General features: G+C 63.4%; 16 protein-coding genes. 11 read left to right on the top strand and 5 right to left on the bottom strand.

Annotated elements, in window-relative coordinates; genetic code table 11:
* The first annotated feature begins 29 nt into the window (after positions 1–29).
* From ACQ4W0_RS09935 to ACQ4W0_RS09925, 3 genes are all read left to right on the top strand, one after another.
* Positions 30–1,481, top strand: coding sequence for a PQQ-dependent sugar dehydrogenase (locus ACQ4W0_RS09935; protein WP_436576569.1), 1,452 nt, complete (start codon positions 30–32; stop codon positions 1,479–1,481).
* Positions 1,482–1,595: 114 nt separating this feature from the next.
* A complete protein-coding gene (locus tag ACQ4W0_RS09930; protein ID WP_071079638.1) occupies positions 1,596–2,039 on the top strand; it encodes a thioesterase family protein in 444 nt (147 codons plus the stop codon).
* Positions 2,040–2,116: 77 nt separating this feature from the next.
* Positions 2,117–2,902, top strand: coding sequence for a substrate-binding periplasmic protein (locus tag ACQ4W0_RS09925; RefSeq protein ID WP_436576568.1), 786 nt, complete (start codon positions 2,117–2,119; stop codon positions 2,900–2,902).
* 19 nt (positions 2,903–2,921) lie between these two features.
* On the opposite strand, the gene ACQ4W0_RS09920 is transcribed toward ACQ4W0_RS09925, so the two are convergent.
* Complete coding sequence (locus tag ACQ4W0_RS09920) at positions 2,922–3,425, bottom strand: DUF3016 domain-containing protein (RefSeq protein ID WP_436576567.1); 504 nt, start codon at positions 3,423–3,425, stop codon at positions 2,922–2,924.
* A gap of 432 nt (positions 3,426–3,857) precedes the next feature.
* On the opposite strand from ACQ4W0_RS09920, the gene ACQ4W0_RS09915 reads away from it, so the two are divergent.
* A complete protein-coding gene (locus ACQ4W0_RS09915; protein WP_436576566.1) occupies positions 3,858–5,369 on the top strand; it encodes a DUF3369 domain-containing protein in 1,512 nt (503 codons plus the stop codon).
* A 31-nt stretch (positions 5,370–5,400) separates the two neighbouring features.
* Here ACQ4W0_RS09915 and ACQ4W0_RS09910 read toward each other — a convergent pair whose 3' ends face one another.
* A complete protein-coding gene (locus tag ACQ4W0_RS09910) occupies positions 5,401–7,347 on the bottom strand; it encodes a GAF domain-containing sensor histidine kinase (RefSeq protein ID WP_436576565.1) in 1,947 nt (648 codons plus the stop codon).
* A gap of 185 nt (positions 7,348–7,532) precedes the next feature.
* Here ACQ4W0_RS09910 and ACQ4W0_RS09905 point away from each other — a divergent pair, with 185 nt between their 5' ends.
* From ACQ4W0_RS09905 to ACQ4W0_RS09885, 5 genes are all read left to right on the top strand, one after another.
* Positions 7,533–9,080, top strand: coding sequence for a C13 family peptidase (locus tag ACQ4W0_RS09905; RefSeq protein ID WP_436576564.1), 1,548 nt, complete (start codon positions 7,533–7,535; stop codon positions 9,078–9,080).
* Positions 9,081–9,122: 42 nt separating this feature from the next.
* Positions 9,123–9,485: a cation efflux protein, CzcI family gene (gene czcI, locus ACQ4W0_RS09900; RefSeq protein WP_436576563.1), complete on the top strand. Its 363-nt coding sequence runs from the start codon at positions 9,123–9,125 to the stop codon at positions 9,483–9,485.
* A 105-nt stretch (positions 9,486–9,590) separates the two neighbouring features.
* Positions 9,591–10,829 (top strand): TolC family protein, encoded by a 1,239-nt coding sequence (locus tag ACQ4W0_RS09895; RefSeq protein ID WP_436576562.1) that lies wholly within the window; start codon positions 9,591–9,593, stop codon positions 10,827–10,829.
* 13 nt (positions 10,830–10,842) lie between these two features.
* Complete coding sequence (locus tag ACQ4W0_RS09890) at positions 10,843–12,060, top strand: efflux RND transporter periplasmic adaptor subunit (RefSeq protein WP_436576561.1); 1,218 nt, start codon at positions 10,843–10,845, stop codon at positions 12,058–12,060.
* A gap of 24 nt (positions 12,061–12,084) precedes the next feature.
* Positions 12,085–15,267, top strand: coding sequence for an efflux RND transporter permease subunit (locus ACQ4W0_RS09885; protein WP_436576560.1), 3,183 nt, complete (start codon positions 12,085–12,087; stop codon positions 15,265–15,267).
* A gap of 32 nt (positions 15,268–15,299) precedes the next feature.
* Here ACQ4W0_RS09885 and ACQ4W0_RS09880 read toward each other — a convergent pair whose 3' ends face one another.
* Positions 15,300–15,809 carry a hypothetical protein gene (locus tag ACQ4W0_RS09880; protein ID WP_436576559.1) on the bottom strand — a complete coding sequence of 170 codons (510 nt, stop codon included), beginning with the start codon at positions 15,807–15,809 and terminating at the stop codon, positions 15,300–15,302.
* Between the two features lie 361 nt (positions 15,810–16,170).
* On the opposite strand from ACQ4W0_RS09880, the gene ACQ4W0_RS09875 reads away from it, so the two are divergent.
* The gene (locus ACQ4W0_RS09875) at positions 16,171–16,803 is read left to right on the top strand and encodes an Npun_F0296 family exosortase-dependent surface protein (RefSeq protein ID WP_436576558.1); all 633 of its coding nucleotides are present in this window, start codon (positions 16,171–16,173) and stop codon (positions 16,801–16,803) included.
* 78 nt (positions 16,804–16,881) lie between these two features.
* Here ACQ4W0_RS09875 and ACQ4W0_RS09870 read toward each other — a convergent pair whose 3' ends face one another.
* Positions 16,882–17,118 (bottom strand): hypothetical protein, encoded by a 237-nt coding sequence (locus ACQ4W0_RS09870; RefSeq protein WP_436576557.1) that lies wholly within the window; start codon positions 17,116–17,118, stop codon positions 16,882–16,884.
* Between the two features lie 221 nt (positions 17,119–17,339).
* Here ACQ4W0_RS09870 and ACQ4W0_RS09865 point away from each other — a divergent pair, with 221 nt between their 5' ends.
* The gene (locus tag ACQ4W0_RS09865) at positions 17,340–17,714 is read left to right on the top strand and encodes a hypothetical protein (RefSeq protein WP_436576556.1); all 375 of its coding nucleotides are present in this window, start codon (positions 17,340–17,342) and stop codon (positions 17,712–17,714) included.
* On the opposite strand, the gene ACQ4W0_RS09860 is transcribed toward ACQ4W0_RS09865, so the two are convergent.
* Entirely contained in the window at positions 17,715–20,696 is a 2,982-nt protein-coding gene (locus ACQ4W0_RS09860; protein WP_436576555.1) for a sensor domain-containing diguanylate cyclase, read from the bottom strand.
* Positions 20,697–20,912 lie beyond the last annotated feature (216 nt).

Raw genomic sequence — 20,912 nt, 5'->3', positions numbered from 1 at the left:
ACTCGCCGTCCTTCCCGCAGGAGACTGACATGCGCAATCTATTTTCCCGACGCCCGAATATCTGGCTGGCCCTGCTGCTGGCATGCTGCCTGGTCCTGCTGGCCGCCTGTGGCGGCGGGCACGACGACGCCCCGCCTGGCGCCACCACCGGCAGCCTGACGGTCGCCATCGGCGGCTTGCCGGCCGGCGTGGCGGGCGCCGTCACGCTCAGCGGTCCCGCGTCCTACAGCAAGCTGCTGACGGCGAGCACCACGCTCACGGACCTGGCGCCCGGCGCTTACGCGCTCAGCGCCGCCAGCGTGGCGCAAGGCACGGGAACGCTGGCGCCCGCGCCCGCCATGCAACAGGTGCAAGTCAATGTGGGTGCGACAGCCAGCGCCAGCGTCACCTATGCGGCCAGCGCGCCGCTGGCCCTCTCCCTGCAAGAGGTGGCCTCCGGCCTGAGCGCACCCATCTTCCTCACGGCGCCGCCCGGCGACAGCCGTTTGTTCATCCTTGAGCGCCCCGGCCGCATCCGCGTGGTGCAAAACGGCAACCTGCTGGCCACGCCCTTCCTCGACATCAGCCCGCTCACCAGCACCAGCGGCGAACGGGGCTTGCTATCCATGGCCTTCCATCCGCAATACGCCAGCAACGGCTATTTCTTCCTGTATTACACCAACCTGGCCGGCGATATCGTCATCGAGCGACGGCAAGTGTCGGCCGGCAATGCCAACGTGGCCGATCCCTTGTCCGCGCTGACCATCCTCACGATACCCCACCCCACGTTCAGCAACCACTATGGCGGCTTGCTCAGCTTTGGCCCCGATGGCTATCTGTACGCGGGCACGGGCGACGGCGGCAGCGCGGGCGACCCGTCCGGCAATGCGCAAAACACGAATGTGCTGCTGGGAAAACTGCTGCGCCTGGACGTCAACGCCAGCACGGTAGCCCAGCCATACGCCATTCCTGCGGGCAACCCGTTTGCCGGCACGCCCGGCTCGCGCGCCGAAATCTGGGCATATGGCTTGCGCAACCCGTGGCGCTACGCCTTCGACGTGCCGGCCCTGCTGCTGTACCTCGCCGACGTGGGCCAGGCCAATTGGGAAGAGATCGATGTGCGCCCCGTGGGCCAGGCGGGCAACAACTATGGCTGGAATAGCATGGAAGGCGCACACTGCTACAACAGCAGCGGCTGCAACCAGGCGGGGCTGGTCCTGCCTGCGATCGAATACGGCCACGATGCGGCCGGCGCTTGCTCGATCACGGGCGGCTATGTGTACCGGGGCACGGCCTTGCCGGAACTGACGGGGCAGTATTTGTATTCGGACTACTGCAGCGGCTGGCTGAAAAGCTTCAGCTACAGCAATGGCACGGCCTCCGCCGTGACAGACTGGGGCATCACCAACGTGGGCAACATCCTGTCGTTCGGCCAGGATGCGCAAAACGAACTGTACATGCTGAGCGGCACGGGCAAGGTGTACAGGGTCGTACGTAAATAGGCGTACGCAAATAAGCGTGCGCGGGCGGCAGAGGGCGTTTTTCGACGGGGCGCGGGGAACCGGCTAGAATGGGTTTTTCCCGTCGCGCCCCGCGCACCAGCCCAAGAGAACACCATGGCCCGTTTGAAACTTGAATTTCCCGAAGACCAGTACTGCTATTCCTCGCAACTGACGGTACGCACCACGGACATCAATGCCGGCAACCATCTCGGCAACGATTCCATGATTTCCATGATTTCCGAGGCCCGCGCGCGCTTCCTGTTCGAATTCGGCGTGCGCGACATTGAAGCGGACGGCACCGGCATCATCGTCACCGACCTGGCCACCACCTACCGTGCCGAAGCCCATGCGCGCGACCAGCTGCTGTTCGAAGTGGGCGTCATGGATTTTAATAAATATGGCGGAGATATCACTTTCCGCATCACGCGTCCGCGCGACAACACGCTGATCGCGATGGCCAAGTCCGGCTTTGTGTTTTTCAACTACAAGCGCAGCCAGGTCGTGCCCATGCCGGAAGAGTTTGGCAGCAAGTTCCCGCAGGTGAACTGGATCGATTAAGGGATAAATTAAGATTAAGCGGGTCGCCATGCCGCCATGCTGTATGCTTGCCAGGAAGACATTAAAACTGGAGCGGCATGCAAGCAGCGATAACGGCAAGACTGTGCCTGACCCTGGCGCTGCTGGGCGTGTTGCGGACCGCCCCGGCCGCGCCGCAAACCGTCATCCTGTACGGCGACGACGACTATGCGCCATACAGCTACGTGGAAAATGGCGTGTTCAAGGGCATGTACGTCGATATGCTGCGCGCAGCCGCCACAAGAATGCCGGAGTATCAGCTGGACCTGCAGCCGCGCCCCTGGAAACGGGGCCTTGATGCGCTGGAAAAAGGCCAGGTATTCGGCCTGTTCCCGCCCGGGCGCAAGACGGAACGGCCCTACGTGCAACCATATTCGGCCATGCTGTACCGCGAATCGGTAGTGCTGTTCTGCCATGAGGCCGTCATGCGCACGCCGCGCACGCACTTCCCGACCGACTTTGCCGGCCTGACCGTCGGCGTCAACACGGGGTTTTTACTGTCGGAAAAATTGATGGCACCGGCCCGCCAGGGACTGCTGCGCCTGGAAGCGGCCAAGGGCAATGAAGCCAATCTGAGGAAACTGGCCCTGCGGCGCATCGATTGCTACGCCAGCGACCGCGGCGCAGCCCGCCACACGGCGCGCCAGCTGCAAGACGAACTGACCAGTTATGGCTTTCAATTGCACGAAGTGCTGGAACTGTCGTCCGAAGCCACGTATATCGCCTACAGCGCGCGCAATGCGCCCGCCTACAAGGCCGCATTCATCGACAAGATGAATGCGGCCTTGCTTGCCTTGCGGCAGAATGGCCAGCTGGCGCGCATCGAAGCAGCATACCTGCGCTGACATAGCGATGAATGCTCGCTTACTTGCGCGTCTGGCGCTTCACCTTGATGCCGAAGGTGTCCGCAAACCAGTCATCGATCATCAGCTTTTCATAGCGCAGTTTTTCATTGCTGAAGTAATGATTGATGCGGCTCAGGTACGACATGTCGGACAGGGCGGCATCGCCACTGCGAATGACCTTGCCATCCTGCTCCAGCACATAGTGCAAGCGCATGCGCGGCCAGTCGACCCGGCCATTCATGACGCGGATATCCTGGCCGGCACGCAGCGCGGGGTTTTCACGTCCCGCCAGATCCACATCCGTGACGTCGATTTTCAAGGTCTGTCCGGGCGGCAGTGATGCGCCCAGTTTCTCGAAATGCCGGCCCAGTTCCTTCAACACGTCATCGCGTTCCTGCGGGTTGAACGGGACATCCGTGTATTGATCCGGTTTGCTGAACTGCACTTCCGTTCCCGCCCAGGCCACGCTGCTGGCCAGCAAGGCCAGGGCGGCGACCAGGGCGCGCGTCGTTTGCTTTTGCATGATTGCCCCTTTCAGGAAATGTGAGTGGCATGGGGCCACTTCTTATGCTTATTCAATATAGCGCGCTGCAGCCCATTCTGGCGCGCAATTCATACCTTGTTACTTTTCTGTTTTTCCGCCAGAAAGGCAAGGCGCCGACTTTTTTGCAGATTCATTGGCAATATTAATTAAAACAAAGTATTGTCTTGAAAATATAGTTGCCTAAGCGATAAAGTATAGATAGTGTTAACAGCATGGATTTCAAGTGTTTTGTAGCACGTGTGTTGCATGTTTTTAGTCAATTTTTCTTGCATATTGTTAATACTTAGCGGTCAGTCTACAATCGACAAAATGCGCCCGAAAAACGCGCAACGCCGGTAGTGGCGCACAGGAATTCCTGGCGCAGGCGTCTCAGCATTGCGTCAGTTATGCCTTTTAGCGGAACTCGCCCTTATGTCATTTTTGTCTTCAGCATCGCCCAAGTTACCGCCCTGGAAAGTCCTGCTCGTCGATGATGAACCCGACATCCACGACATCACCAAACTGACACTGAGTCGTTTTCGCCTGGAGGGCCGCGCCCTGAGCTTCGTGCATGCCTACAGCGGCGCCGAGGCCAAGCAGGTGCTGGCGCGCGAAGAAGGCATCGCGCTGGTCTTCCTGGACGTGGTGATGGAACGCGAAGACAGCGGCCTGGAAGTGGCGCGCTGGATGCGCGAAGACCTGGGCAACCAGTTTACGCGCATCGTGCTGCGCACGGGCCAGCCGGGACAGGCGCCGGAAGAACGGGTGATCGTCAACTACGACATCAACGACTACAAGGAAAAGACGGAACTGGACCGCACCAAGCTGTTCACCACCACCTTTGCCGCCCTGCGCGCCTACCGCGACATCATGAAGGTCGAGGAAGCGCGCCTGGCCCAGCTGCACTACCGCGAAGGCCTGGAAAGAGTCATCGCGGCCTCGGCGCATATCTTCAAGCAGCGCAACCTGCGCGACTTCGCCAGCGGCCTGCTGCAGCAAGTCGTCGCCCTGCTGCGCCTGGAAACGAGCATGCTGCTGCGCCTGCGCGGCGCCAGCGCCATTTCGGGCGAACAGGATTATGAAATCCTCGCGCAGATCGGCGACCATGAAGCCGATGGCGGCATTCTCAGCCCTTCCCTGCTGTCACAGCTGGACCATGCCAAGAGCAATAAAATCTCGCGCCTGCATGGCGACACCTATGTCGGCTATTTCCCCAACAGCAGCGGCAAGGCTTCGCTGCTGGTTTTAAAAGGCGTGGAAGAAATTTCCGACCTCGACGCGCAATTGCTGGAAGTGTTTTGCTCGGGCGTGGCCATCGCCTTCGACAACATCCTGCTGACGCAGGAAATCACCGATACCCAGGCCGAACTGATCCTGCGTCTGGGCGACGTGGTCGAATCGCGCTCGCATGAAGGCGGCAACCACGTGCGCCGCATGGCCGAAGTGTGCCAGTTGCTGGCGCAGGCTTCTGGCATGTCGGAAGAGGAAACCATGGTGCTGCGCCACGCGGCGCCCATGCATGACATCGGCAAGATTTCCACGCCGGACGCCGTGCTGCTGAAACCGGGCAAGCTCGACGCGGCCGAGTGGGAAATCATGAAGCAGCATCCGACGGTGGGCATGTCCATCCTCGACGGCTCGCAGCGTCCGCTGCTCAAAGCAGCCGCCGTGATCGCCCACCAGCACCATGAAAAATACGATGGCAGCGGCTACCCGCAAGGCCTGGTGGGCGAAAACATCCACAAATACGCGCGCATCGCCGCCGTCGCCGACGTCTTCGACGCGCTGATGCACAAGCGCTGCTACAAGGACGCCTGGCCGTTGGAACGGGTAGTGAGCTACCTGCGCGAAGTGAGCGGCAGCCACCTGGATCCGCAGTATGTGGAGTTGCTGATTGCGAATTTGGATGATGCTCTGGCCCTGAACAAGCGCTTCCCGGATTAGGCGGCGTAGTTCGGATTACGCGGCTTCGCCGCTAATCCGAGCTACGTGGTTCGAGTGGAAAACGGATTTTATAGTGCAATCCCATGCCCGGTGCGCTGACCACCTTCACCGTGCCGCCCAGCGGCCCCGTCACCAGGTTGTACAGGATGTGCGCGCCAAGGCCGCTGCCGCCGGAACCCCGCTTGGTCGTGAAGAAGGGGTCGAACAGCTGGCCCAGGGTGGCGCTGTCCATGCCCATGCCATCGTCGCTGTAGTCGAGCTCCAGCATCTCGCCGGCCGTCCTGGCACTGATCCTGATCTTGCCCGGCTCGCCTTCGACAAAGCCGTGCACGAGTGAATTGACCACCATGTTCGTGACGATCTGCGAGACGGCGCCCGGATAGCTGCGCAGCTGCACCTCGGGTGCGCATTCGATCTCCACCCTGATTGGCTTGCCCTTCAGCTTGGGTTGCAGCGACAGCAGGATTTCATCGAGGTATTTGCGCAAATTAAAGCTGCGCAACTCGTCCGAAGACTGGTCCACGGCCACCTGCTTGAAGCTGCGCACCAGCGCGGCGGCACGCTGCGTATTGGTCGTCATGATGCGCAGGGTCTGGTCGATGATGTCGAAAAACTGCCGCAAACCGTCTTCATCGAGCTGGCCGCCGTCCAGGTCTTCGCGCGTGAGCTTCAATTCCTGCACCAAGTGGCTGGTGGCCGTCACGCAAATGCCCAGCGGCGTATTGATTTCATGCGCCACGCCAGCCACCAGGCGGCCCAGCGATGCCAGCTTTTCCTGGCGCACCAGTTCCGACTGCGCTTCCTGCAAGGCGCTCAGGGCACTGTTCAGGGCCGCGTTCTGCTCTTCCAGCGTTTCCTTGGCCTGGCGCATGGCGCTGTCGGCCTGGATGCGGGCCATCGCCACGGCCACGTGGCTGGCCATGAAGGCCAGCACGTCCAGTTCTGCCTGTCCATACACAACGGAGGTGTCGTAGCTTTGCACGATGATCACGCCATATTTGCGCTCGCCCAGCAGCATGGGCGCGCCCATCCAGCTGGCGATGCCCACATTGCCCAGCGGCTCGTCCATCTCGCCACTGGCCACCAGCGCCGCGTAGCTGTCCGCATCGAGCAGACAGGCCTGGCGCCGCGCCAGCACGTAGGAACTCATGCCGATGCCGTAATGAAAGCGCTTGACGGGCGCCTGCGCATCCTTTTCATCGACAAAATACGGGATCGTGATGTCCTTGTTGTCCGGATGGTACAGGGCGATGAGGAAATTCTTCGCCGTCACCAGCCCGCTGATGATGGCATGCAGTCGCGCATACAGGGTGGTGGCGTCGGCCGCCTGCGCCGACAGGTTGGCGATTTCATACAGCGCATGCTGCAGGTTTTCCGCGCGACGCCGCTCGGCCACCTCGTGCGCCAGCAGGGCCGTGCGCTCCTGCACCGCCTTTTCCAGCCGGTCCATGCTTTGCATGCCTTGCAGGGCGCTCGACACATGCGTGGCGATCAGCGCGAACAGGGCCTGGTCTTCCAGACTGAAGCGGTGCTGCGCGTCATAGCTCTGGATGACGATGGCGCCCAGCGCCTGGTGCTGCTGGTCCAGCAGCGGACAGCCGATCCAGTGCTCGGCCGCCGTGCCGCCGCCCCAGGCGCCGCCACCGATGGCGCGCATGGCGTCGTCGTCGGCCGTCATCACCAGCTGCTTGCGGTTGACGATGACCCACGCCGTGGGCGACTGCGCGGCGCTGGCCAGGCGCACGCCCACGTCCGGGTCGGGCGCGGCGTCGAATTCATCGACAAAATAGGGAAAGTGCACCAGGCCGTCGTCACGGTCGCTCAGGGCCACGTAAAAATTGGCCGCATACATGATGCGCCCCAGCGCCGCATGCACCGCCTGCAGGAATTCGCTGATATCGCTGCAGGTGCTCGAACGCTGCCCGATTTCCAGCAACACGGTTTGAACGGCTTCCAGACGGCTGAGACGGCTTTCCATGGGTAACTGTGTGCCTTGTCTAAGTATATGTTCTGAAAATCAATATTATCAGTTCAGCCCAGCCTTGGCACGGCATAAAACGCAGAATCTTGCCTTGAAGCAGGGCAACACACGCTACGCGCGCATTTGCCACGCTGGCAATACAGTGGCAGACTAGGCCCCTTCCTACAGACCAGACCGTCCTCATGACCGCCACGCTACGCGCCTCGCTTCGCCCCTACACCCTCGCCGGCCTGCTGGCCTTTGCCGCGCTGGGCATGCCGCCGCTGTGCGCCGCGCCAGCCAAGGCGCCGGCGGCGGAAACGGCCGATGGCGGGCGCTATTTCGGCCCCCTCGTCGCGGGCAAGATGCATGGCCAGGGCCGGCTCGAATACGCGAGCGGCGCGTTTTACGAAGGGGGCTTCGCGCGCGGCGTGTTTTCCGGCCAGGGCACGCTGCGCCAGGCGTCCGGCGTCGAGTACACGGGCGCCTTCCGCCAGGGCGCCTTCGATGGCATCGGCCGCTACACCTCGCCCAAGGGCGAGATTTATGCGGGCAACTTCGTCAAGGGCAGCTTCGAGGGGCAAGGCCGCTTCCAGGGCGCCGACGGCGCCTCCTTCGAAGGCCATTTCAAACACTGGCGCCCGCACGGCGCCGGCAAGCTGACCGACACGGACGGCACCGTCTTCGAAGGCGACTTCGTCCAGGGCCAGCTGCAGGGCAAAGCCAAGGTCAGCACCAGCGACGGCATCCACTACGAAGGCGAACTGAAAGACTGGAAATTCGAGGGTGCAGGCGTGCTGCGCACGGCCGACGGCGACGAATACCGGGGCAGCTTCAAGAATGGCCAGTTCGACGGCAAGGGCGTGCTGCGCTACGCCGTGGCACAGGCGGACGGCCGGCGCGAAGACAGCGGCAACTGGACGGAAGGCCAGCTGGACGACCCGGCCTTGGATAAGCTCACGCGCGACAATATTGAACTGGCCCTGTACAACCAGCGCACCCTGCTCGACGGCGCCCTGGCGCGCATCGCGCCGCGCGATGCGGCGAAAAAAATCAATCTGTACCTGTTGGGTGTGGCGGGCGATGGCGCGCAGGAAGTGTTTCACCGCGAAACGGCCTTCGTGCAGCGCCAGTTCGACCGCGACTATGGCACCGTGGGCCGCTCCTTGATGCTGGTCAATAGCCGCAACACGGTGGCGCAGCAGCCGATGGCCACGCGCACCAGCATAGCCGCCAGTCTCGACAGCCTGGGTGCGAAAATGGACAAGCAGAACGACATCCTGTTCCTGTTCCTCACCAGCCACGGCTCGCCCGAGCACGAACTGGCGCTGGCGCAAAACGGCATGGACTTGCATGGCCTGCCCGCGCAGGAACTGGCGTCCATGCTCAAGCACAGCGGCATCCGCTGGAAAGTCATCGTGATCTCGGCCTGCTATGCGGGCGGTTTCATCGATGCGCTGAAGGATGAACAGACGCTGGTCATCACGGCCGCGCGCCGCGACCGCACTTCGTTCGGCTGCGACGACCAGAACGATTTTACGTATTTCAGCGAAGCGTATTTCAAGGAAGCCTTGCCGAAGAGCACCAGCTTCACGGAAGCGTTCGAGCAGGCCAGGGTACTGGTGCAGGCGCGCGAGGCGGCCGATTTCCGCGAAGGCGGCATGGAGGCGGAAGAGCATTCCGAGCCGCAGCTGTTCCAGGGCAAGGCCATCGCCGCGCAGCTGAAGGCTTGGCGTGCCCAGCCGCGCTGATATGGGCACGACCGCCCGCCTTTCTGTACAATAGCCGTCATCATGCGACGATTCCTCCTCATTTTGCTGCTGTTCGTGCTTCCGCTCCAGATGTCCTGGGCCGCGGCGAGCGCGTATTGCCTGCACGAGGAAGGCAAGGCGGCGCAGCACCTGGGTCACCACAACCATCAGCACAAGGCTGATGCGGACAAGAAACCTGTGGCCGACAAGGCTGACAAGCAATCCAAGGGCCAGCCGCACAGCGACTGCAACGTCTGCCATGGCATCGGCCATGCGTGGCTGCCGGCCGGCTCCAGCCTGCCCATTGGCGACACGGCGTCCGTGAACGCGGACACCTCCCCCTTCTTTTACGCTTCCCACATCCCGGACGTTCCCAAGCGCCCTGACTGGTCGTCGGCCGCCTAGGCCGACGGGACGTTTCAACCACTTATCGCAATATGCGCGCCTGATTAAGTCAGGCGCAGGCCAGCGCGTCCCGTCGAATTCTTTTTCCGCACCTTGGAGAATTCGATGCACCGATCCATCTATCTGTTATGTCTGTCCGCCGGCCTGTTGGCTGGCAATCTTGCCCATGCGCAAGCACCTGAGGAACCCGCCGGTTCCCTGACCCTGCCCGCCGCGCTGCTGCTGGCCGAAGGCGGCAACGCCACCCTGTCGGCCGCCCGCCATGAACTGGCGGCGCAGGGCGGCGCCCTGCAACAGGCGCGCGCCCTGCCCAACCCGGAACTGCAAACCGTGCTGGAAGACACGCGGCGCGCCACGCGCAGCACCACCGTGCAGCTCAACCAGCTCATAGAACTGGGCGGCAAGCGCGGTGCCCGCGCCGCTGTCGCCCAGCGCGGCGAAGACCTGGCGCACGCGGGCCTGTCCCTGCAGCAAGCCGACACGCGCGCCGCAGTGACCACCGCATTTGTCGATGTGCTGGCCGCCCAGGAAGGCTTGCGCCTGGCCGACAGCGCGCAGGCGCTGGCCGCGCGCGCCAGCGACATCACGGCGCGCCGGGTGACGGCCGGCAAGGCCTCTCCCGTCGAGGAAACCCGCGCCCGTGTCGCCGAAGCGAGCGTGCGGCTGGAGCTGAACCTGGCCCGCAGCACGCTGGCCAGCGCCCGCAAGCGCCTGGCCGCCCTGTGGGGCAATGCCACGCCCCGCTTCAGCCTCGCGGAAGGACGGCTGGAAACCTTGCCGGAGCTGCCGCCAAGCATCGAACTGGCTGCGCGCCTGGCCCAGGCGCCGTCCGTGCGCCAGGCGCGCAGCGCGCTGGCGCAACGGCAAGCCATGCTGGACGTGGAACAGCGGCGCGCCACGCCCGACGTCACGGTCAGCATCGGCATGAAGCGCTCGGAAGAGCTGGGCCGCAGCCAGGCCATCATCGGCCTGGCCTTGCCGCTGCCCTTGTTCGACCGCAATGCCGGCAACAAGCTCGACGCCTTGCGCCGCAGCGACAAGGCCAGCGACGAGCTGGCCGCCGCCCGTATCGCCGTGCAAACGGCCGTGGCCGCCGCCAGCGAACGGCTGGCCACGGCCCGGCTCGACGTGGAAAGCTTGCGCCAGGACATCTTGCCTGGCGCACAAAGCGCCTATGACGCGGCCAGCAAGGGTTTTGAGTTCGGCAAGTTCGCATTCCTCGACGTGCTCGATGCCCAGCGCACCTTGCTGCAAGCCAAAAACCAATACCTGCGCGCGCTGACCGAAGCGCAGCATGCCGCCGCCGAGATCGAGCGCCTGCTTGGCGCCCCCGCTCCCCTGTAAGGAAGACCCGACAATGAATATCAAACTCGACAAGAAACAAGCGATCGCCATCGGCGCCATCGCGGCCGCCGGCATCGTGCTGGCCATCCTCATCCTCGGCACGGGCAAGTCCAGCACCCCGCCAGCCCCTGCCGCCAAGACGGAAGCACATGCTGAAAAAAAGGACGAACACGGCCACGAGGAAGTGGAAGGCAGGCTGGAACTGAGCGCCGCGCAAAGCAAGGCCGCCGGCGTCGTCATCGCCACGGCCGCGTCCGGCCGCATCAAGACGACCGTCGCCCTGCCCGGCGAAATCCGTTTCAATGAAGACCGCACGGCCCACGTCGTGCCGCGCCTGGCCGGCGTGGTGGAAGCCGTGCAGGCGGACCTGGGCCAGCTGGTGAAAAAGGGGCAAGTACTGGCCGTCATCGCCAGCACGGAACTGTCGGAACAGCGCAGCGAACTGCTGTCGGCGCAGCGGCGTTTGTCGCTGGCCCGCTCCACCTATGAACGCGAAGAGAAACTGTGGCGCGAGAAAATTTCGGCCGAGCAAGATTACCTGCAGGCGCAGCAAGCGTGGCGCGAAGCGGAAATCGCCGTGCAGAACGCGCAGCAAAAGCTCAGCGCGCTGGGTGCCAGTGGTACCGGGACCGGGGCCAGCAAAGGCCCTCTGAACCGCTACGAGATCCGCGCGCCGTTCGACGGCATGGTGCTGGAAAAACATATCACCCTGGGCGAAGCCGTCAAGGAAGACGCGAACATCTTCGTCATTTCCGACCTATCGACCGTGTGGGCGGAAATCGCCGTGCCGGCGAAAGACCTGGCCACCGTGCGCATGGGCGGCAAGGCGGAGGTGAAAGCCAGTGCATTCGACGCCAGCGCGCAAGGCACGATCACCTATGTGGGCGCGCTGCTGGGTGAGCAGACGCGCACGGCCAAGGCACGCATCAGCTTGCTGAACCCCGACATGGCCTGGCGCCCGGGCCTGTTCGTCAGCGTGGAAGTGGTGTCCGGCGAAGCGGACGCACCCGTCACCGTGCAAAGCACGGCCATCCAGACGGTGGAAGACAAGCCCGTCGTCTTCGTGCAAGTCAAGGATGGCTACCAGGCCACGCCCGTGGTGCTGGGGCGCAGCGATGGCACGTTGACGCAGATCAAGCAGGGCCTGGCCGCCGGCACGCCATACGCGGCGCAAGGCAGCTTCGTGCTGAAGTCCGAGCTGGGCAAAGATGCTGCCGGCCATGAACATTGATCACGTTAAACAAAGGAAACCATCATGTTTGAACGCTTGATCCGCTACGCCATCGAACAGCGCTGGCTGGTGATGCTGGCCGTCGCCGCCATGGCTGGCCTGGGCATCTACAGCTATCAAAAGCTGCCCATCGACGCCGTGCCCGACATCACCAACGTGCAGGTGCAAATCAATACCCAGTCCGCCGGCTATTCGCCGCTGGAAACCGAGCAGCGCGTCACCTTTCCCATCGAGACGGCCATGGCCGGCTTGCCCAACCTGGAGCAGACGCGCTCGCTGTCGCGCTATGGCCTGTCGCAAGTGACGGTGATCTTCAAGGATGGCACGGACATTTATTTTGCGCGCCAGATGATCAACGAGCGCTTGCAGGAAGCCAAGGAAAGTCTGCCGGCCGGCATCACGCCAAAGATGGGCCCCGTCTCCACGGGCCTCGGTGAAATCTACCTGTGGACGGTGGAAACGCAAGACGGTGCGAAAAAGCCGGACGGCACGCCCTACACGCCGACGGACTTGCGCGAAATCCAGGACTGGATCATCAAGCCGCAATTGCGCAATGTCACGGGCGTCACGGAAATCAATGCCATCGGCGGCTACGCCAAGCAGTACCAGGTGGCGCCGTATCCGCAAAAACTGGCCGCCTACGGCATCAGCCTGCAAGACGTGGTGACGGCGCTCGAGCGCAACAACGGCAACGTGGGCGCCGGCTATATCGAAAGGCAGGGCGAACAATTGCTGATACGCGCGCCAGGCCAGGTGGCATCGAAAGACGACATCGGCAACATCGTCGTCGCCAATGTGCAGGGCGTGGCGATTCGCATCCGCGACGTGGCCGACGTGGTGCTGGGGCGCGAGCTGCGCACGGGCGCTGCCACGGAAAATGGCCGCGAAGTGGTGCTGGGCACGGTCTTCATGCTGATCGGGCAAAACAGCCGCGCCGTCTCGCAAGCCGTCGACAAGAAGATGGTGGAAATCAACCGCAGCCTGCCCAAGGGCGTGCACGCCGTCACCGTGTATGACCGCACGGTACTCGTCGACAAGGCCATCAATACGGTGAAGAAAAACCTGCTGGAAGGCGCCGTGCTGGTGATCGCCATCCTGTTCCTGTTCCTCGGCAATATCCGCGCGGCCGTCATCACGGCCATGGTGATCCCGCTGGCCATGCTGTTCACGTTTACGGGCATGGTGCAATACCACGTCAGCGCGAACCTGATGAGCCTGGGCGCGCTGGACTTCGGCATCATCATCGATGGCGCCGTGGTGATCGTGGAAAACTGCGTGCGCCGCCTGGCCCATGCGCAGCAAAAACTGGGCCGGCCGTTGACCTTGCAGGAACGCTTTCATGAAGTGTTTGCGGCATCGCAAGAGGCGCGCCGCCCCTTGCTGTATGGTCAGCTGATCATCATGGTGGTGTACCTGCCCATCTTTGCCCTCACCGGCGTGGAAGGCCGCATGTTTACGCCGATGGCCCTGACGGTGGTGATCGCCCTGCTGGGCGCCATGCTGCTGTCGATCACCTTCATCCCCGCGGCCGTGGCGCTGTTTATCGGCGACAAGGTGGCGGAAAAGGAAAACGCCATCATGCGCGCGGCCAAGCGCTGGTATGCGCCGCTGCTGGGCAAGGTGATGCGCAACACGCCCGTCGTGCTGACGGGCGCGGCGGTGGCCGTATTGCTGTCGGGTTTGCTGGCCACGCGCATGGGCAGCGAATTCGTGCCCAGCCTGAACGAGGGCGACATCGCCATCCAGGCCCTGCGCATCCCCGGCACCAGCTTGAGCCAATCGCTGGCCATGCAGCAGCAGCTGGAACGCAAGCTGATGGACAACCACAAGGAGATCGCGCGCGTATTCGCCCGCACGGGTACAGCCGAGATCGCCTCCGACCCCATGCCGCCGAATATTTCCGACGGCTACATCATGCTCAAGCCCCGCGATCAGTGGCCGGAGCCGACAAAATCGCGCGAGAAATTGCTGGCGGAAATCGAGGCGACGGCCACCAGTTTGCCAGGCAACAACTACGAGTTTTCGCAACCGATCCAGCTGCGCTTCAATGAACTGATTTCCGGCGTGCGCAGCGACGTGGCCGTGAAACTGTTCGGCGACGACATGACCGTGCTCGACAGCACGGCGGCGAAGATCGCAGGCGTGCTGGGCAAGATTCCCGGAGCGACGGAAGTGAAAGTGGAACAGACGACGGGCTTGCCCATGCTGACGGTGCAGATCGACCGCGAGCAGACGGCCCGTTACGGTCTCAACATTGCTGACGTGCAATCGGCAATCGCCACGGCCATCGGCGGGCAAGAGGCGGGCACCCTGTTCCAGGGCGACCGCCGCTTCGACATCGTCGTGCGCCTGCCCGACAGCCTGCGCAGCGACCTGGAGCAGTTGAAACGCCTGCCCATCGCCCTGCCCCTGGGGGCGGCAGCGGAAGGCCGCGCCCGCTTCATCCCGCTCGGCGAAGTGGCCAGCCTGCAAGTGGCGCCGGGGCCGAACCAGATCAGCCGCGAAGACGGCAAGCGCCGCATCGTCGTCAGCGCCAACGTGCGCGGACGCGATATCGGCTCCTTCGTGGCCGACGCCACGCAGCAGTTGCAATCGCAAGTGGCCATTCCCCCCGGCTACTGGACCAGCTGGGGCGGCCAGTTCGAGCAATTGCAGTCGGCCACGAAACGCCTGGAACTGGTGGTGCCCGTGGCCCTGGCCCTCGTCTTCGTGTTGTTGTTTGCCATGTTCGGCAACGTGAAAGATGGTTTGCTGGTGTTCAGCGGCATCCCGTTCGCCTTGACGGGCGGCATCGTCGCCCTGTGGCTGCGTGACATTCCCATGTCGATCTCGGCAGCGGTGGGCTTTATCGCCCTGTCCGGTGTGGCCGTACTGAACGGCCTGGTGATGATCGCCTACATCCGCCAGCTGCGCGAACAGGGCATGCCGCTGCAGGAGGCGATACGTGTAGGTGCCATTACCCGCCTGCGTCCGGTGCTGATGACGGCGCTGGTGGCGTCGCTGGGCTTCGTGCCGATGGCCATCGCCACGGGCACTGGCGCCGAAGTGCAGCGTCCGCTGGCTACCGTGGTGATCGGCGGCATCCTGTCGTCGACAGCCCTGACCCTGCTGGTGCTGCCACTGCTGTACCGGCTGGCGTACCGCAAGGAAGAGGAAGTGGACATGCAGGCAGCGCCCGAAGGCGCGGCGGTACAGCTGAGTAAATAGAGACCGAGACGCGCGCTACCGCAATCGGCTTATCATGGCCGGCGGTAGCCGCCTTCGATCCAGTTCGCCGCGGACGTGGCATTGAATTTGAACGCCGCCGAGGTACGCACCTTGGCGATCTGTTCGCCATCGGCGTCGTAGGCGCTCAGTTCCGCGTACGGGTGCTCTTCGTCGGGCACGATGTCGAACATCACCTTGATTTGCCCCTCGTCGGTGGCGACAAACAGGTTCTTGTGCAATTGCGCATGCAACTGCTGCTCGTGGCGGCGCAACACTTCCGAGGCCGTTTTGACCAGCGTGTTGAAGGCGTTGACGTCGAGCGGCTTCGGGTTTTTCTTGTCGCGGCCCATGGTCCACGGGCCCACCAGCGCCGGCTCCGGTTCGCCATCCTTGATCATGGCAACGGCCCAGCCTTCATCTTCCTCGTTCTTGATCACGCGCGCCGTCCAGCCATTGCCTACCCACAGGCGCGGCTCCTGGATCGGGGCGTCGTTGCCTTGCTCTGCTGCTTCGTCGGAAAAATCGGGAAAATCGGTACTCATGGCGGTGCTCGTGATGGAAGGTCGGGGCTAGCATGATAGTCGAAAACGCCCTCCCGTGCCGCCTTGCCACAAGGTAAGGCGCGGCCCGCCATAGTCGATCTCGGCAATAAGACAAGCTATCAATTTAGTGGCTTTGTTCTAGCAATTTGGCTTTGATATTCCTCAAGTAATACTATTATTATTTTGCAATCTGAATTGTGTTTTTCATATTTCAAATATTGCATTTAGTGATGCTTGGCAGCAATTGATTGTTACCCGCGCGACGCCCCTTGCCCCCGTACACCGCGCTGCATGCCTACGCCAGGCACTTCTGTCTATTCTGAAAAAAATAGCTGTGTACACATCCTTTAAGGGAATCAACATGAAAATCTTGTCCACACTGGCTTGCGCGATGCTTGCCGCCGCTGGCAGCGCCAGCGCAGTCCCCACGTTTACGGCCGGCGGTACCGCCCTGGCCGGTGAAGGCCTGGTCACATCGGTCGCAGGCGCCACCACGATCGATTTCAACAGCGGAATCTTGCCAGCCAACTATATCGACGGCTCATTGTTTACGGGTAGCAATAGTAATCATGCCGCGCCTCCCGGCGACACGAGCATATATTTGTCCGCTGGTATTTCGTCAGATCAGCATACCCCCGTGACGGCCAATTTCGCTGGCGGCCTCAGCTATTTCGGCTTCTACATGGGCTCGCCAGACACCTACAACAGCGTGACGTACAGCTTTTCCGACCAAAGCAGCACTACCCTGACGGGCACGCAACTGGCCAGCCTGGCTGGCGACCAGCCCGACGGCAATCGGTCCGTGGGCCTGTACGTGAATGCCTTCGCCGGCGAAGGCAGCAAGATCACCTCGGTCGCCTTCAATTCCACGCAAAACGCCTTCGAAACGGATAACCACGCCTTCATCGCGGCCGTGCCGGAGCCGGAAACCTATGCCATGCTGCTGGCGGGCCTGGGTCTGCTGGGCTTCATGCTGCGCCGCAAAGCGTCGTAAAACGCGGATACCAAGCCAAAGCCCGCAACGCGGGCTTTTTTTACGGCAGCCATCGCACGAGCGGCGACGACGCGGGCTTCAGCACATGGACATGGCAGGCCGGTTGGGCCAGGTCAGCGGAGGACCGGGCGGTACCCAGCGCGGGTCGATTGCCGGCAACGGCGCATGGTAATTAAATGGGGTGATGATGATCGGCGGTATCGCCGATGGTGCGCCGACGGGTTCGGCGCAAGACTGCGGGGCGCTACGCTGGCGCGTGATGTGATGACCAGAAAGGGATAGCGATTGATCCCCGGTATCTGCAAACAAAAGCATGTTGCCCTCCTTGCGAGACTGAGGTGTTCAGTATAGGACGGCTTGCGCACATTACAAGAAAAGAAATCTTGTTCTACGTCAGCGTTTTCTGGCCGCTAGCGGCCTCCAGCGCCTTCCATACCGTGATATTGACCGCCTGTCGCACGCCGCTGGCAGCGCCTGCCGCGCGCCGCTACAGTGTCACCATGCAATACCCAGTCACCCATCCACAGAGGCCCATCATGAAAAAATTACTCACCTTCGTCCTCATCGTCATGCTCGCCTGCCTGTTCCTCGACAAGATCGGCGGCAGCGACATGCACATGCAGTTCCACGGCGACGATATCGATGGGCCGCTGGAGTGGCTGTTCGGCCTGGTGTTTGCCGGCGGCGGCTTGCTGATCGCCGCCATTGCGCTGGTGTGCGCCGCCGTCGTCACAGGCGTAGTCCTGGCCGGCGTGGGCGTGGTGCTGATCGCCGTGGTGGCCTTGTGCGTGGTGTTGGCCTTGGCGCTGAGCACGCCAGTGCTGCTGCCGCTGCTGATTCCTATCGCCATCGTCTGGCTGATCGTCAGCCGCAAGCACAAGCAGGCGCAAGCGCATCAGCACAACCTGTAATCACTGCGCCATGAACTTGCTGAGCACGCCGTCGCTGCCGCCGTCATTCTGTTCGATGCGGTTGCGCCCGCCACGCTTGGCCCGGTACAGCGCCTCGTCGGCGCGCGCCAGCACGGCGTCGGAATCGGCATCGGTACCGGCCATGGCGGCCATGCCGATGCTCACCGTGATGGTGATCAAGAGGCCGCTATCGGTGGTCAGCGAACTTTCCGCCACGCGCCGGCGCAGCCGTTCGGCAAACACGGCCGCCGCCGCCAGGTCGGTGCCCGGCAGCAAGATGGCGAATTCCTCGCCGCCCACGCGACCCGGCACATCGACCTTGCGCAGCGCCTGGCACATCAGCGCGCCCAGGTGGCGCAGCACGGTATCGCCCACCGCGTGGCCATACTCGTCGTTGACGCGCTTGAAGTGATCGATGTCCAGCATCAGCACGCTGGCGCAGCTGGCCAGTTCGCGCTGCAGCCGTGCATGCTCGTTTTCCAGCGCCGCCATGAAGTGGCGCCGGTTCGGCAAGCTGGTCAGAAAATCGGTGGTGGCCAGCTGCAGCAATTCCGCGTTCATGCGCTTGCGCTCGGTGATATCGAGCGAAGACACCATGACAAAGTCCAGGCTGTCCGCATGGCCGGGCATCACCAGCAAGCTCAATTCATTTTGGCGCGCCGCGCCATCGAGACGCACGAAGCTGCTCTCGCACTCGTACAGGTGGGCGCCGCCAGCGAGCGCCAGCAGCGCATCGCCGAAACAGGGCAAGGCGCTGTCATCGAAATTCTGTGCCAGGCCCAGCGCGCCGCGGCGCTGGTCGTCCTCGTTGGCACGCACCTGCGCCAGTGCGGCGCCGTTCGCATCGATGATGCGCACCAGCCCCGCCATCCGCTGCAGCGCGTCCGGATTGGCCTGGAAGTAGGCGCCCAGGTCGCGCACGCCCGCTTGCTCAAGCGCATCGAGCGCGGCGCGCACGGCCGACCAGTCCTGCTCCCACAGGGCCACGGGCGCATGGTCGTACAGGCTGCGGAAACGCGCTTCGCCGGCGCGCAGGGCCAGCGCCACCTGCGCCTGTTCGATGGCCATGCCGGCCAGGTGCGCCGCTTCGCTCAGCCGCGCCAGATGCGCCGCCCCCGGTAGCGTGGGCTGGCGGTGATACGCCATCAGGACGCCCAGCAGCTTGCCCGAGCCGCCACGCACGGGCTCGGCCCAGCACGATTGCAGCTGGGCTCGCCACGCCAGTTCCATCGTCTCTTGCACATTGGCCGCGGCATGCAAGTCGCCCACGATCACGCGCTGGCCGTCGCGCAGCGCTTGCGCGGCGATGCCATGCACGCCCTGCAGGGTGTCGAGGTCATGGCCATGGCTGGACAGGTTAAAAAACGCGGGCAAGCTCGGCGCCGCGCCCAGCACCAGGCGGTGGCGGTTTTCATCGAGCAGCAGGATGCTGCACAGCATGGCGGGATGGTCGGCTTGCACGCTCAGCACCACGCTTTCCAGCACCCGTTCCAGCGGCGCGCCCGTGGCCAGCATTTCCAGCACCTGGCGCCGCGTGTGCTCGCGCCGTTCCATCTGGCTGCGCTCGCTGATATCGCGGAAGGTCCACAAGCGCGCCTGTTCGTTGCCCAGCTGCATGCTGCGCACATATTGCTCGACCACCCGCCCATCGCGCAGATGCAGCACATCGCGCCGTTCGCGGTGGCCGTGCGGCGCGTGGGCGCGTGCTCCCAGGAAAGGCGCCGCCTGCCCCAGCTGGCTTTCCACATGGCGCACCAGCGCCGCGCCATCGGCTTGCCAGTCGAGCGCATCGGGCACTTGCCACAGGTCGCGGAAGCGCCGGTTCGACATGAAGATGCGGCCATCGATGTTGTCGACCAGAATGCCGTCGATGGTCGAATCGAGGATGTTGCGCAGCATGGCCTGGCTGCGCTGCGCTGCCTCGGCCATCGCCAGCACGCTGGCCTGGCCCTGCTCCAGCTGGCCAGTCAGCTCGCTCGAGCGCGCCAGCGCCGCCTGGGCGCGGGCGCGGCCCGCCGCCAGCAGCCAGGCCGCCAGCGCCAGCACGACGCTGGCCAGCAAGCCGCTCCAGGCCATCAGGCGGGGCCGCGCCAGCAGCTCGCCATCGAAGCCCGGCATGGCGCGCACGCGCAAGGTCCAGGCATGGCCGGCGATGCTGATCGCTTGCTGCGACACCAGGCTGTCCGACGCGGCAAACGACTGCGTGCCCGACAAGCTGTCATACATCAGGGCCGCCTCCGCCAGTTGCGCGCCATCATAGATTTCCAGGTCCAGCTGGTGCGCCCCCTCGCCGCCCACGCCCGCCATCAGGTCGCCCATGCGGAACGGCGCAAACACCCAGGCGCGCAAGGCGGCGCGCCGCTCTTCCACGCTGGCATGCGGCAAGCCATTGTCATACACGGGCAGCACGACCAGGAAGCCATGCGCCTGGGCGCTGCCGCCATCTTGCACCAGGTGGATCTTGCCCGTCATGGCGGCCTGGCCCGTGTCGCGCGCCTGTTCGAGCGCGGCGCGGCGCACGGGTTCGGACCAGATGTCATAGCCAAAGGCCAGCAGATTGCTTTCGCTTAAAGGTTCCAGATAAGTGATGGGCGCATGCCAGGCGCGCTGGCCCGGCGGACGCACGGCATAGCCGGGATAGCCTTCCGCGCGCACGCTCGCTTCGTGCCGCGCCAGCCCGGCACCGGGCAACAGCGGCAGGTAGCCGATGCCGTGGATGCCGGGAAGGTGCCGATCCACCTGCTGCACCGCCAGATAGGCATGGAATTCGCTGCGCGTGACGCCCTGCGAACTGGCATACAGCCCCTGCACGCCGTGCAGCACCTGGATGTAGGTCTGCATGCGGACGACGATGTTGTCGACCAGTTGGCGCACGCGGAAGTCAAAATCGGCCTGCACCTGCTGTTCGCTGGCGTCGTGGGCATTGCGCCAGGCGCCATACGTCAGTCCCAGGCACAACGCCAGCACCAGTGCTGGCAGCACGCGCGGCCCCCCCCAGTGCGACACGGACCGAGCAAACCACGACGTAGACGCGCGTGTAAGCATGACAGGCGGAAAAGCAGAACAGTTATCCAACCGCTACACGGCCAGCAACATGGCTGGCAGCGGACTGCACGACTACCATCGGTAATCGATGAGAATGATAGTACGTTACAGCGGACGCCCTTGCAATGCTGAATATTGTATTAAAAAGATCAC

This window comes from Janthinobacterium breve, from assembly GCF_051380895.1.
Classification (GTDB): domain Bacteria; phylum Pseudomonadota; class Gammaproteobacteria; order Burkholderiales; family Burkholderiaceae_D; genus Janthinobacterium.
The sequence above is the reverse complement of the archived record's forward strand: the minus strand, read 5'-3'. Positions and strand labels throughout refer to the sequence as shown.

Coding starts and splice junctions, on each gene's coding strand:
- ACQ4W0_RS09885 (WP_436576560.1), top strand. CDS start 12,085: ATGTTTGAACGCTTGATCCGCTACGCCATCGAACAGCGCTGGCTGGTG.
- ACQ4W0_RS09915 (WP_436576566.1), top strand. CDS start 3,858: ATGTCATTTTTGTCTTCAGCATCGCCCAAGTTACCGCCCTGGAAAGTC.
- ACQ4W0_RS09895 (WP_436576562.1), top strand. CDS start 9,591: ATGCACCGATCCATCTATCTGTTATGTCTGTCCGCCGGCCTGTTGGCT.
- ACQ4W0_RS09880 (WP_436576559.1), bottom strand. CDS start 15,809: ATGAGTACCGATTTTCCCGATTTTTCCGACGAAGCAGCAGAGCAAGGC.
- ACQ4W0_RS09890 (WP_436576561.1), top strand. CDS start 10,843: ATGAATATCAAACTCGACAAGAAACAAGCGATCGCCATCGGCGCCATC.
- ACQ4W0_RS09905 (WP_436576564.1), top strand. CDS start 7,533: ATGACCGCCACGCTACGCGCCTCGCTTCGCCCCTACACCCTCGCCGGC.
- ACQ4W0_RS09870 (WP_436576557.1), bottom strand. CDS start 17,118: ATGCTTTTGTTTGCAGATACCGGGGATCAATCGCTATCCCTTTCTGGT.
- ACQ4W0_RS09875 (WP_436576558.1), top strand. CDS start 16,171: ATGAAAATCTTGTCCACACTGGCTTGCGCGATGCTTGCCGCCGCTGGC.
- ACQ4W0_RS09920 (WP_436576567.1), bottom strand. CDS start 3,425: ATGCAAAAGCAAACGACGCGCGCCCTGGTCGCCGCCCTGGCCTTGCTG.
- ACQ4W0_RS09935 (WP_436576569.1), top strand. CDS start 30: ATGCGCAATCTATTTTCCCGACGCCCGAATATCTGGCTGGCCCTGCTG.
- ACQ4W0_RS09930 (WP_071079638.1), top strand. CDS start 1,596: ATGGCCCGTTTGAAACTTGAATTTCCCGAAGACCAGTACTGCTATTCC.
- ACQ4W0_RS09865 (WP_436576556.1), top strand. CDS start 17,340: ATGAAAAAATTACTCACCTTCGTCCTCATCGTCATGCTCGCCTGCCTG.
- ACQ4W0_RS09910 (WP_436576565.1), bottom strand. CDS start 7,347: ATGGAAAGCCGTCTCAGCCGTCTGGAAGCCGTTCAAACCGTGTTGCTG.
- czcI (WP_436576563.1), top strand. CDS start 9,123: ATGCGACGATTCCTCCTCATTTTGCTGCTGTTCGTGCTTCCGCTCCAG.
- ACQ4W0_RS09925 (WP_436576568.1), top strand. CDS start 2,117: ATGCAAGCAGCGATAACGGCAAGACTGTGCCTGACCCTGGCGCTGCTG.